12 protein-coding genes are annotated in these 12,564 nt (G+C 57.9%); 2 read left to right on the forward strand and 10 right to left on the reverse strand.

All coding sequences use genetic code 11. The features are described 5' to 3' along the window. Positions 1-76: 76 nt before the first annotated feature. The 3 genes from SB13_RS08350 to SB13_RS17765 form a co-directional block, all read right to left on the reverse strand. Positions 77-1,093 (reverse strand): Ppx/GppA phosphatase family protein, encoded by a 1,017-nt coding sequence (locus SB13_RS08350; protein WP_026739905.1) that lies wholly within the window; start codon positions 1,091-1,093, stop codon positions 77-79. After that, on the reverse strand, positions 1,090-1,287 hold the full coding sequence (locus SB13_RS08355; RefSeq protein WP_026739906.1) for a hypothetical protein: 198 nt from the start codon (positions 1,285-1,287) through the stop codon (positions 1,090-1,092). The genes SB13_RS08350 and SB13_RS08355 overlap by 4 nt, the downstream gene beginning before the upstream one ends. Positions 1,288-1,751: 464 nt before the next feature. After that, positions 1,752-1,955 (reverse strand): hypothetical protein, encoded by a 204-nt coding sequence (locus SB13_RS17765; protein ID WP_152545823.1) that lies wholly within the window; start codon positions 1,953-1,955, stop codon positions 1,752-1,754. Positions 1,956-2,305: 350 nt separating this feature from the next. Between SB13_RS17765 and SB13_RS08365 the strand changes: the two genes are divergently transcribed. After that, the gene (locus SB13_RS08365; protein ID WP_026739908.1) at positions 2,306-3,496 is read left to right on the forward strand and encodes a multidrug effflux MFS transporter; all 1,191 of its coding nucleotides are present in this window, start codon (positions 2,306-2,308) and stop codon (positions 3,494-3,496) included. A 55-nt stretch (positions 3,497-3,551) separates the two neighbouring features. Here the strand turns inward: SB13_RS08365 and fdhE are convergent, their stop codons facing one another. The 4 genes from fdhE to SB13_RS08385 form a co-directional block, all read right to left on the reverse strand. Continuing rightward, positions 3,552-4,475: a formate dehydrogenase accessory protein FdhE gene (gene fdhE / locus SB13_RS08370; RefSeq protein ID WP_026739909.1), complete on the reverse strand. Its 924-nt coding sequence runs from the start codon at positions 4,473-4,475 to the stop codon at positions 3,552-3,554. A 440-nt stretch (positions 4,476-4,915) separates the two neighbouring features. Further along, positions 4,916-5,251 (reverse strand): YgaC family protein, encoded by a 336-nt coding sequence (locus tag SB13_RS08375; protein ID WP_026739910.1) that lies wholly within the window; start codon positions 5,249-5,251, stop codon positions 4,916-4,918. 68 nt (positions 5,252-5,319) lie between these two features. Continuing rightward, a complete protein-coding gene (locus SB13_RS08380) occupies positions 5,320-6,051 on the reverse strand; it encodes a glutamine amidotransferase (RefSeq protein WP_026739911.1) in 732 nt (243 codons plus the stop codon). Positions 6,052-6,287: 236 nt separating this feature from the next. Then, positions 6,288-7,880 carry an ABC-F family ATPase gene (locus tag SB13_RS08385; protein ID WP_026739912.1) on the reverse strand — a complete coding sequence of 531 codons (1,593 nt, stop codon included), beginning with the start codon at positions 7,878-7,880 and terminating at the stop codon, positions 6,288-6,290. 180 nt (positions 7,881-8,060) lie between these two features. Between SB13_RS08385 and SB13_RS08390 the strand changes: the two genes are divergently transcribed. Beyond that, on the forward strand, positions 8,061-8,939 hold the full coding sequence (locus SB13_RS08390; protein ID WP_026739913.1) for a PhzF family phenazine biosynthesis protein: 879 nt from the start codon (positions 8,061-8,063) through the stop codon (positions 8,937-8,939). A 114-nt stretch (positions 8,940-9,053) separates the two neighbouring features. Here the strand turns inward: SB13_RS08390 and SB13_RS08395 are convergent, their stop codons facing one another. The 3 genes from SB13_RS08395 to nuoM all read right to left on the reverse strand — a co-directional run bounded on the left by SB13_RS08395 (position 9,054) and on the right by nuoM (position 12,528). After that, on the reverse strand, positions 9,054-9,365 hold the full coding sequence (locus tag SB13_RS08395; protein ID WP_026739914.1) for a DUF883 family protein: 312 nt from the start codon (positions 9,363-9,365) through the stop codon (positions 9,054-9,056). A gap of 157 nt (positions 9,366-9,522) precedes the next feature. Next, positions 9,523-10,986 (reverse strand): NADH-quinone oxidoreductase subunit NuoN, encoded by a 1,464-nt coding sequence (gene nuoN, locus SB13_RS08400; RefSeq protein WP_026739915.1) that lies wholly within the window; start codon positions 10,984-10,986, stop codon positions 9,523-9,525. Between the two features lie 6 nt (positions 10,987-10,992). After that, positions 10,993-12,528: an NADH-quinone oxidoreductase subunit M gene (gene nuoM / locus SB13_RS08405; RefSeq protein WP_026739916.1), complete on the reverse strand. Its 1,536-nt coding sequence runs from the start codon at positions 12,526-12,528 to the stop codon at positions 10,993-10,995. Between the last annotated feature and the right edge of the window lie 36 nt (positions 12,529-12,564).

Here is a 12,564-nt window from a genome sequence, read left to right on the forward strand (position 1 = left end):
GACGACAGGTGAATTGTGCAGAGGCCGACATCCTCCCGGAAGACGGTCTCTGCGCAACGAGAGGGAAGCGAGAAGATTACTGCAGCAACACGCCCTGAATCAGACTGGCCTTCACGACGTGAACTTCCGCAATGTCGAGCGCTTCCATAAAGCCTTCAATCAGGAGCAGGTTAGTCACGTCTGTGGCTTTGTATTTGCCCTGTAGTTGCGAGTCATCCATGACGCTTTTTTTTCCGATAATGTTCTTCAACTCTTCCAGACGATAACTGTTGCGGCCGGTACCGAGCTGCCCGGAAATGGAGTAGCTGTGCACCCCACCGATACCGACGACCAGCTTGCGTGCAGCGGCAAGACGGATCTCAGGTTGAACGTGCGTCGTCGCATAGAAACGGATGAAGCGCAGGATCATCGGCGCCTGATCGCCGACCGGATTGGGGGAGGTAACCGCTCGCAAATCCTTGTTCTGGAAGACATCAATGATCATGTCCTTGAGGCTGACCGCCGCAAGCTTACCCAGATAGACGACCGGCCGCAGATGTCCGTTGACCGGTTCGAAGCTGGTCATCTGCATGGAACCGCCGCCGATGTCCCACACCAGAATATCGCTGTTGCTCAACGCGGGCTGATTGAGCGTGGCCTTCGCCGACAGGAATCCCAACAGCGCTTCCTGCTCCTGACTCAGCACCTTGATAGAAAGGCCGGTGTTGCGCTCAAAGTCGGCGATTACCTGTTCGCCATTGCTGGCGGAGCGGAAAACCTCCGTCGCCACGCCGCTGATGCGGGTCGGATGCCACTGATTCACCGCGTGGAGCAGCGACTGCAGCGTCGCCAACCCTTCGTTGGCGATAGCCGGGCTCAACTCGCCGTTGAGGGAACGCGCCAAATCCGCGTTGTAGCCTACCGGTTGTTCGCTCTGATACAAGACATTGCCGAGTACGCCATGGCAGACGTCCACCTCCGCGACCATCGCTTTGGTGGTGCCGGAGCCGATGTCGAAGCCAGCACGGGTTTCAATACAGTCCGAAGCCTGTACATAACCGATACTCAAAAAAAAGCCGGCAAGTGCCAGCAGGCTGCGTGTAGCTTTTATCATGGTAGTCCCTTGATCTCGGCCGTTCCCACCGCCAGAGACAGCGCACGATGCTGCGCAGGCGTTTCGGCCACTCTGAACGGGATCTGAGGTACGGCGCGATGGTTATAATTGTTTTGAATCCCCAACGGGGAGCATGTCAGGTCGCACAGCGCGCTCACTGTGGCGCGCTTGGCAGGCCATCCCTCTTGCGCCATTGCGAACACAAGGTGTGATGACCTCACCGAGACATACCGCGCCGAAGGCTGACTGGCGGGAAATGACCGTCCCACGGCCCCCGCAAGCGCGCCCATAATGCGATATGCCGGAAGGCGGGTCAAATGTCCGTACGAAATAGTTCGCAGAATATTTAGCTTCTCTAATGCCTTTTTTTACAATCACTTAACCTTGGTTATGCTATTTTGAAACGCGCTCAGGAGCGCGTCGTGCGGGCCTGCGGCTCCATGGTGTAAGCATAGAGGTAAAGCAGGGTCTCGCCAGTACAGATATCCCCTTCCCAGCCGCTAGCGGAAAACCATCGGACGTCTTCTGGCGCGACATGCCGCACGATTTGTCTTATCCAGCGATCACGCCTATCATTCTCATCTGGGGAATTCGACAACATAATGAATTTCCGCAGTTTGTCCCGGAGCCGTTAATGCCGTCAGATACCCGCAACAATTTACCTTTTCGCGAGCGGCTGGCTCTCTTCCGCGCCGTGGCGCGCCCGGGTTTTCGCCAAGCGGGCTTCCACGGTGCCGGTAAGGCCGACCTTGTCGATGCCGCCGCTCCAGGCATCGCGCCCTTCTCCCTCAGGTTCACCCACAAGGACGCTGACATCGAAGAGAAGAAGCCGCGCAACTCTCCGCAGAAACAAGATTTTCATCACTCTGCACACAGACCGAACAGACCGGTCAGTCATCGCTACGGTGATAAGACATACCGCCGTAGCGACGACAAGGCCGTGCTGTACGAAGTCGTCAGAGCCTGTCAGGCACCACACACGACGGGAAGCCCGAAGGCTGGACAGATTCCTATGTTCGCCCGAGGCGCAGATGCTGGAGACACGCGGTCAACGACTCCCGCAGGCCTCCATCGCCTCACAGGTGGAACACATGCCGCACGGGCGCAGGACATATTTAGGCGCACACGGCTTTCATCCCCTGCTGCTCGGTCGCCGCGACATGCGCCGTATCAACACATCGTCACCCTGCTTTTTTTTGAAAAAGAGACTCTATGAAAAAAAACGCCCCTACCCGTCTGGGCTACGCGCTCATGCTGGGTTCCCTCGCCGCCCTCGGCCCGTTGTGCACCGATTTGTATTTGCCCGCGCTGCCTCAGTTGACGAACGAGCTCAGCACCTCCAACTCGACCGCGCAGCTTAGCCTGACCGCCGGACTGCTGGGGCTCGGCGGCGGCCAGCTGATTTTTGGGCCGCTCAGCGATACGCTCGGCCGAATGCGTCCCCTGCTGTTTTCGCTGGCGCTGCTGCTGGCTACCTCAATATGGTGCGCCCTCGCCACCGATATTCATCAACTACTGGCGGCACGTCTGTTACAAGGCATCGCCGGAGCCGGCGGCGCCGTGTTGTCGCGCGCCGTGGCCCGCGATCTGTACGCCGGGCATGAGCTGACCCGCTTTTTCGCGTTATTGATGTTGGTGAATGGGTTGGCGCCGATATTTGCGCCGGTGCTGGGCGGCGCGTTAATGGGGATGACCGACTGGCGCGGCATCTTCATCTCGCTGGCGATTGTCGCCATGATCTTACTGCTGATGTCGGCATTCCGTATGCACGAGACGCTGCCGCAAGATCGCCGCATTCGCGGCGGACTCGGCGCAATGCTGTCGTCGCTCGGCGGTCTGCTAAAAGAACGTCAGTTTATGGGAATGTGCCTCGCTCAGGGCCTGTCTGGCGCCGGGATGTTCGCCTACATCGGGGCATCCCCGTTTGTGCTGCAGCAAATCTACGGCTTGAGCCCGCAGATGTTTAGCCTGTGCTTCGCCCTGAACGGCATCGGCCTGATTGTCGCCGGACAGCTGTCCGCCCGTTTTAGCCGGAACCATCAGGAAGAGCGCGTTCTTCGCGTGGGATTGACGATTGCGGTGCTGTCCTCCGCGATACTGCTCACCGCCGGTCTGACGCAGGCATCGCTCGTGTGGATTTTGGTGCCGCTGTTTTTTGCCGTCGCGATGATTGGCGTGATTGGCCCGTGCGCCTCAGCGCTGGCCATGCAAAGTCAGGGGAATCAGGCGGGAAGCGCTTCTGCGCTCATTGGTCTTAGCATGTTCGCGCTCGGCGCATTAAGCGTGCCGCTGACCGGACTGGCGGGCACCAGCGCCACGTCAATGGCGCTGGTGATGTTGGGATGTTACGTGCTGGCCGTGCTGTCCTACGTGGTGCTCGTCGTTAAAACTCGCGGGGCCTAAGGCTCCAATTCGACAGCGTCCTGATCTCAGGGCGCTGTCGTTTCCCCCGCCCGACTCAGATCGCGCTTTCCGGGAACAAAAAGGGATTGATGCTACTGCGAAAGAAGCCTTCCTCTTCCATTCTGATATCCAGCACCACCGACGCCAGATCGTCCGCTACCGCTTCCACCCGGCAGTCTTTCTCCTGATAGAGCAGCTTGATGTAGGTGCCGCAGTCGCCGCAGCTTTCCGTCTGGTTAGCCGCCAGATCGTCTTCCAGCGACCAGTAGCTCAGATGTTCCGACTGTTCGCAGTTGCTGCATATGACGCGCGCCATGTGCCATTCCGTTTCACACAGGTTGCAGTGCAGGTAACGCAAACCGCTTTCCGCCCCCATATGCACCACACCGGAGACCGGGATGCCGCCGCACACCGGACAGAATTGGCGATGCTCGCCTTCCTCCGGGAGCACTTGGCCGGGCAGTTGGCTCGCCATTTGCGCCCAGTACAGCGATAGCGCGGCCCACACAAAAGGGGCTTTGTCATTGCTCTCGGCGCTAAACGATTGGCTGAACAGCGCATCGGCCAACGCTTCCTTCTCCGGCACAGACATCTTTTCCAGATTTTCCAGCGCGCTGAGGATCTGGCCGCTCATCTGCGGCTTTAACTCCTCAATGAGCGCCTGCAACAGCGTTAGCCAGTGCGCATCGCGCCGGAAATACCCGGCGTCCAGCGGCGGCTTTCCGCCCGTTTGCAGGAGGGATGTGAAGTCCATCTTCAGCGGATGATCGTGTTGGACGTGCTGCTGCGCTTCCACCACCTGAGCGGCAAACGTCAGGTAGTCGCCCAGCGGGTGATCATCGGCCAGTTGACGCAGCCGTTCGGCGCGGCCGCTGTAAAGGCTTTTCAAATTGGCGAACAGCAACGACGGGACCGTTCCCAGTGTGGACGTCGCCGCTTCGCCTGCAGGCTGTTCCTGAGGAACAATATGAAAACTCATCAGGGTTCTTTTCCGGTTGTAGTGACAGTGACGGACTGACCATAATCAGCCAGAACGACGCGCTTCCAAGGGGAGTATATCCCACATGCGATATTCGTTCCCCGCGGCGCCAGCCGCTGGAACTCAACGGTGCAACGTTGACCGTGTCACTTTAAGTGTAGGACGAAATAACCTTTTTAACCGGTTTAGCGAGGCGGAGGGGTCTCTTAGGCGGAGGAAAGTCGTGCGGAGCCGATGTTTTCGCGGCGTTGAATGCGCCCGAGGGAAGCGTTTCACCGCCCCGCCGGAGCTGCGCAAGTCGTCACTCTGCACCTGTTTTTCAGGGACAAGGCGGTCAAGCATAACCCCACCCGGCGGACGGTCTTTTCAGACCGCGAGTCGCACGCGGCCAACAAAGAGAACGACGCGCGTTGGGCTCACCGTTCACGCGCAAAACGTATTCAGCCGAACATCCGCTCAAGATAGCGAGACAGCATGGCCCGTGAGGTGAAACCATGCGGAATCCCCACATAAGACGGGGTCTCAGACTCTGGATCGCGTGGGAAGCGCTCATAGGCCGGGCTGCTGCGCAGCGTTTCAGCGGGATGCGCGTATTTCAGACTTTTCGCACCCTGATTGGGGTGGATGACAACGGCGGTACGCCCCATTCTGGCCTCGCGATTGACATAAACGTAGTGCTCGCCTTTGTAGAATCCATAGGCTTTGTCCGTCACGGTATCGCGAGTAAATCCTTCTTTCTCAAATACTTGAGCTACTTCATCAGGGCGTAAATACATCAATTGTCCTCCCTCTACGCTAATCTGAGGGAGTGACGATAACTCATTGAATTCGAGGGACAACCGGACTACTCCGAACCTGCCCTCGCCGCTGCGGGCCGCGCCAACCGGGCCTGACGCACAAACTCCACCAACAGCCGACGCGCCCAACGAGGTTCTTCCTGCACCGTCAGCGGCGGCTGCCGGTGATTTCTCAGACAGGCGTTCATCACGCTCGCATCCATTTCCGGGTGGAACTGGAAGGACAGCGCGGTGGGCGAATAGCGTAGGATTTGGCAACCATCTAACGCCGATGACGCCAATACCTGCGCGCCCGGCGGCGGCGTTACCACCGACTGTAAATGCGTCAGATAGGCGCTGAAATGCGTCGGCAGTGCGGACAGTAGAGTATCCTGCGCCGCCAACGGCGCGAGGGAGACGGTTTCCAGCCCGACTTCCTTCCCCTGCGGGTTATCGGTCACCGTTCCACCCAGTGCGTCCGCCAGCAATTGATGCCCATAACATACGCCCAGCAGCGGCAGCTGTTCGTCCACGGCCTGCCGCAACCACGCGCCCGTTCGTTCGCTCCACGCCAACCGGTCGGTGACCATGGCCCAAGAACCGGTCACGATCGCGGCGGTCAGAGAGGAAGGCGGCGGCAACGCCTCGTTCAAGTCGGGACGAACAATCAGCAGTTCGCCGAGTTCCAACTGCGCCAGCGCACTGCGGAACCAGTCCGACTGCTGGCCGACATCTGCTGCGATAGGGGCAGGAGGTTGCCCCATCTGGATAATCAAAACGGGTTTTTCAGTACGGTTCATTTGTTTTTCTTCCAGCCAGCGTGCAAAGAATATCGCTGAACGTAGCATTGCCTCGGTCATTTGTCATCGCCGGTAAGCGTCGCCAAGCACGCGGCTTCTCAAGCACCGGGCGGACGACAATAGGAACCGGGTTAGACGGGGAAGGCGCTAAGCCAGACGTCGAATTCCGCCAACAAAAAAGCCGTCGCAAAAGCGACGGCTTGATACTGCTGCGATGAAAACCGCGATGCCGGGCGTTATTCAATCCCGCGGCTGCGCAGATAGTCCTCATAGCTGCCGGTGAAGTCGATGACCTTCTCAGGCGTGATTTCCAGCACTCGGGTCGCCAGTGAGCTGACGAACTCTCGGTCGTGCGAGACGAAGATCAGCGTCCCTTGATACATCTCAAGCGCCATGTTCAACGATTCAATGGATTCCATATCTAGGTGGTTGGTCGGTTCATCCATGATCAGCACGTTAGGCCGCTGCATCATCAATTTGCCGAATAGCATCCGCCCTTTTTCCCCGCCGGACAGCACTTTCACTTTCTTACGAATGTCATCCTGTGAGAACAACAAACGGCCCAGCACGCTACGCACCGCCTGCTCGTCGTCGTTCTCCTGCTTCCACTGGCTCATCCAGTCAAAGACCGTCAGCTCATCGTCAAACTCATATTCGTGATCCTGCGCATAGTAGCCAATCTGCACATTTTCAGACCATTTGACGGTGCCGACATCCGGCTCCAGGTCGCCGACCAGCGTTTTCAACAGCGTGGTTTTACCAATACCGTTAGTCCCGAGCACCGCGACTTTCTCGCCGACTTCGACCAGCAGTTTGAGTTTGCTGAAGAGCGGGCCGTTGTCGAATCCTTTCGCCAGATCCTCGATCTCCAACGCGTTACGGAACAGCTTTTTGTCCTGCTCAAAACGGATGAAGGGGTTTTGACGGCTGGAAGCCTTGATCTCTTCCAGCTGAATTTTGTCGATCTGGCGCGCACGCGACGTGGCCTGACGCGATTTGGACGCGTTCGCGCTGAAGCGGCTGACGAACGACTGCAGCTCGGCAATCTGCGCCTTCTTCTTGGCGTTGTCCGCCACCAGACGCTCACGCGCCTGCGTGGCTGCCGTCATGTATTCGTCGTAGTTACCCGGGTAGAGACGCAGTTCGCCGTAATCCAGATCCGCCATGTGCGTACACACCATGTTCAGGAAGTGTCGGTCATGGGAAATGATGATCATGGTGCTGTTACGTTCGTTCAGCACCTGCTCCAGCCAGCGAATGGTATCGATGTCCAGGTTGTTGGTCGGTTCATCAAGCAGCAGAATATCCGGGTTGGCAAACAGCGCCTGCGCCAACAGCACGCGCAGTTTCCAGCCCGGCGCGACTTCGCTCATCGGACCGTAATGCTGCTCCAGCGGGATACCCACACCCAGCAGTAGTTCGCCCGCGCGCGCTTCGGCGCTATAACCGTCCATTTCACCGTATTTGACTTCCAGATCGGCCACTTTATAGCCGTCTTCTTCGCTCATTTCCGGCAGTGCGTAAATGCGATCGCGCTCCTCTTTCACGTCCCACAGTTCGGCGTGGCCCATGATGACCGTATCCAGTACCGAATACTCTTCGAACGCGAACTGATCCTGGCGCAGCTTGCCGAGACGTTCATTCGGATCCAGAGAAACATTGCCGCCGCTGGGGGTCAGATCGCCGCCCAGAATTTTCATAAAGGTCGATTTGCCGCAGCCGTTGGCGCCGATTAGGCCATAGCGGTTACCACCGCCGAATTTGACGGAAATGTTCTCAAAAAGCGGCTTACTGCCGAATTGCATCGTTATGTTATTCGTTACCAGCACAGTATTTACTCAGATCTAAGTGTGATTTGCCGCACATTATGCCATAAGCCGCCTTCAGAATCCCGGCCATCTACGCACACTATTTAACCAGAGACGCATCTGTGAGATTCTGATTATAAACAAGTGCTAATCTTGGATAAAAAAACCTATTATGTCGAAAACCCCCTGAAGGAAGCGCAAATGTCATCAGAGCGTCAGTTTAAACAGGTCGATGTCTTCACCCACCATGATTTCCAGGGTAACCCGCTGGCCGTCATTCTGAACGCCGAGGGGCTAAGCGATGAGCAGATGCAGGCCATCGCCCGATGGACCAATCTCTCTGAAACGACCTTTGTGCTGCCGCCGACGGACCCAACGGCGGATTACCTGGTTCGCATTTTCACCCCGTCGCATGAGCTGCCGTTTGCCGGCCACCCAACGCTGGGCACGGCGCATGCGTTGCTGGAAGCGGGACTCACGCCGCATGTCCCAGGGCAATTGATCCAGCAGTGCGGCGTCGGCCTGATTCCCATCAATCTGTCCGACAACGGTCAGCTGGCATTCAGAGCGCCGGAAGCCACCATCGATGCGGTGGACGCAAGCCACTACGCCTTGATTGACACTGCGCTCGGCAGCAATCATCGTCACGGAGAGGTGCCGCCTTCCGTCGTCAGTATGGGGATCAATTGGATGATCGTACGGATGGACAGCGCCGCGTCCTGCCTGGGCGTCAGAATCGCTCAGCCCGCATTTGAAAAACTGCTGGCAGCGACAGGCGCCGACGGCATCGCCATCTACGGCCCGCACGAAAACGCCACGCCGACCGATTACGAAGTTCGCGCGTTTTTCCCGCTGGATAGCGTGATTGAAGATCCCGTGACCGGGAGCGCGAACGCCTGTATCGCCCGCGCATTGCAGCATGGCAACGATTTGGACAAGGTCACGAGGAAACTGGGCTACAGCGTCCGTCAGGGCACCATGCTGTACCGTAACGGACGCGTCAATGTCGCCTACATCGACAGTCAGCCGTGGATTGGCGGCTACAGCCGCACCCTGATTGACGGTACGCTCAACGTCTGAGTCCTTCCGCCCGCTGCGTCCCAAACATAAAAAAACAGGCGCCGTATCCATGATGAGGATACGGCGCCTGCTCAGTTAACGGCGTCGACAACGTCCGACGTCACGAAAGAAACCTTATTTACGGGCGAGCAAAATCCCTAACACCAGTCCGACTGACGCACCGATGCCCAAACCATGCCACGGGTTGTCCTGAATATAGCTGTCCGCCTTCTTCACAAACTTTTTGGCCCGATGGCAGCAGCCTTTGGAGGGCTCCAGACGTGAACGAACATCCTGCAGCGAGTCATAGGCCTGTTTTTTGAGATCCTGATAGGCGCTGTCGGCATAATCGCCGGAATATTTTAAGAGCTCGTCCAGCGTGGTAGACAGCAGCTTTACATCGTCCTCGATACTCACTTCTTGTGTCTGTTTATCATGCGGTGCCATTATTTTCTCCTGTTGGTGAAAATGCGCTAACCCTATAACTATAGATAACCTGACGCCGATGCGGGGCCGAATCACGACAGATAATTCCTGATTATCTGTCCATGGTCGTAAAAAAAGCCGCGACACGTCGCGGCTTTCATCATTGACACACCGGAAATTACATTAATGGCTGCGCCATCTGTACCAGCGAAATCAGCGGCTGGGGGTAAAGACCCAGCGCGACGACGATGATGGCGGAAAGTACCACCACAACGCCGCCCAGTGAGAACGGACATACCGCCGCTTCGTTTTGGCCCGAAACCTGCGCCGGTGGTTTGGAGAGATACAAATTCACCATGGCGCGCAGGTAGTAGTAAAGACCAATGGCGCTGCCGACGACGACAGCCGCCGTTAACCACCACAGCTGCGCGTTCACGCTGACCGCCAGCACGTAGAACTTGCCGAAGAAGCCCAGCGTCATCGGGATCCCCGCCAGCGACAGCATCATGACAGACATGGACGCGGCCAGCACCGGACGACGCCAGAACAGGCCACGGTACGCTGCCAGCGAATCTTCATCGGCGCCGCGATAAGGACTGGAGATCAGGCTGACGACGCCGAATGCGCCCAGGCTGCTAAACAGATAACCGACCAGATAGACGCCGACCGTTTCCAGCGCCAGTTGATGGGACTGCACGGCAATCAGCGCCACCAGCAGATAGCCCATGTGCGCGATAGACGAGTAACCCAGCAGACGTTTGATATTGGTCTGCGCCACCGCCATCACGTTACCCACAATGATGGAGACAAACGCCACTACGGCCAGCGCCAGTCGCACCGACTCGCCGTCGACCAGCGGTGCGTACAGGAACAGGCGCATCACAGCGCCGAAGATGGCAATCTTGCTCGCCGTCGCCAGAAAGGTGGAAACCGGTGCGGGCGCGCCCTGATACACATCCGGCGTCCACAGATGGAACGGCGCCAGAGACAGTTTAAAGCCGATGCCCACGATCATCATCCCCAGCCCCGCCAACAGCAGCGGCTGATACAGCTGTTGGTCGCTCAGGCTTTTGCCCAGGCTGGCGAAGCTAAGATCACCGGAACCGGCATAGACCAGCGCCATCCCAAACAGCAGGAAAGAGGACGCGGCGGCGGACAGCAGCATGTATTTGACGGCCGCTTCCAGCGATCTCGCCTGACGGAAGGCGTAGCCCACCAGTCCAAACAGCGGCAGAGAAATCAGCTCAATGCCGATGAACAGCGACGCCAGATGGTTAGCGCTGGCCAGCAACACGCCGCCTAACGTGGCGATGAGCACCAACAGGTAGAACTCGTCGCGGTTATCCGAATATCCCTTGAGCCAAGCGTAGCCGTAAAGGCAGGTCGCCAGTCCGGCCGCCAGCACCAGGCCGGTATACAGCATCGAATAGCCGTCCACGCGAATCAGCGGCGTCACGTCCGTGGGCCCGACCTGCCCGACCCCATAGAGGGCGGCCAGAGAAACAGCCAGGCCGATGACAGAGAGAGAGGCATTCACAACGTGGTTGCGTCGCCACGCAATGGACAGCATCACAACCACTACCGTTAATCCGACAAGGAGTAGCGGCGAAAGCGCGATCAGTTGTTGAGGAGTTATTGTCATGGCGAATTAAAGCCTTGTTGTTGAAATAATGGAACTCTGAACCGACGACGTAAACCACTGTTGAATACTGGTCATCGCCGCGCTGGACGTATCCAGAACCGGCTGAGGATAAATACCCAGCGCCACCAGCAGCACAATCAGCAGCAATATGATGGACAGCTCGCGCGTCGTCATTCCAGCCAGCGGTGCATCGGATTTCGGTGCGCCATAGTAGGCGCGTTGCATCATGATCAACGAGTACACCGAGGCAAACACCAAACCAAAGGTGGAGATAACCGTAATCACCGGCACCACCTGATAGCTGCCGAACAGGATCATGAATTCGCCGACGAAGTTACCGGTTCCCGGCATCCCCAACGTCGCTACCGCGAAGAACAGCGACACGGCGGGCAGATAGCGAATACGGCCCCACAGTCCCCCCATCTCGCGCATATCGCGCGTTTGCAGACGTTCATACAGCTGACCGCAGATGATAAACATCCCGGCAGCTGACAAACCGTGTGCAATCATCTGCACTACCGCGCCCTGATACGCCAACTGACTGCCGGAGTAAATGGCGACCATGACGAAGCCCATGTGAGATACGGAGGTGTAGGCCACCAAGCGTTTGATATCGGTCTGTTTGAACGCCAGCCAGGCGCCGTAGAAAATGCTAATGACGCCCAACCACATGGCGATTGGCGCAAATTCGTGAGACGTGGTGGGAAACAGCGGCAGACTAAAGCGCAGCAGGCCGTAGGCCGCGGTCTTCATCAGCAGCCCCGACAGATCGACGGCGCCCGCCGTCGGCGCCAGCGCATGCGCATCCGGCGACCAGCCGTGAACCGGCACCAGCGGCATTTTCACCGCGAAGGCGACGAAGAAGCCCAGCATCAGCAGATATTCCACGCCGTGGGACATCTCGGTGCGCAGCAGGGCGTCGTAGTTAAACGTCCAGACGCCGGTGGACGCGTGGTGCGCCAGCACCAGACCCAGAATGGCGATCAGCATCACCAGACCACTGGTCTGTGTATAAATGAAGAACTTGGTCGCGGCCTTGCTGCGGGCGCGCTCGTCCGCGCCTTCGTGACCCCAGACGGCGATCAGGAAGTACATCGGGACCAGCATCATTTCCCAGAAGAAGAAGAACAGGAACAGATCCACCGCCACAAATACCCCGATCACCCCGACCAGCGTCAACAGCAGGTTGAGGTGAAACAAGCCCGAACGGCGGTGCTTTTCGTTCCACGAACACAGGATGGACAGCAGTCCCAGCAGCGCGGTCAGCACGACCATCAGCAGCGACAGACCATCCAGCGCCAGATGGAAGTCGATGCCGAAGCGCGGGATCCAAGGTGCGTCAAACACTTCTTGCCATTGCGGCACGCCGTGCGGCACCGCCAGAGAATAGCCACCCTGCAGCCAAAGCTGTACGGATAGCGCCAGTGTCAACCCCATAGTAATCAGTGCAATCCACCGCGGAACATTGGCGCCGAATCGCTCGAACAGCCAGCTCAGCAGACCGCCGATCAGGGGGATAAGAAGTAGCCAAGGTAGTAGCATGGCGTTTTGTGTCCCTAAATATAAAGAAAACGAGAA

The organism is Lonsdalea quercina subsp. quercina (genome assembly GCF_000688695.1).
GTDB lineage: Bacteria > Pseudomonadota > Gammaproteobacteria > Enterobacterales > Enterobacteriaceae > Lonsdalea > Lonsdalea quercina_D.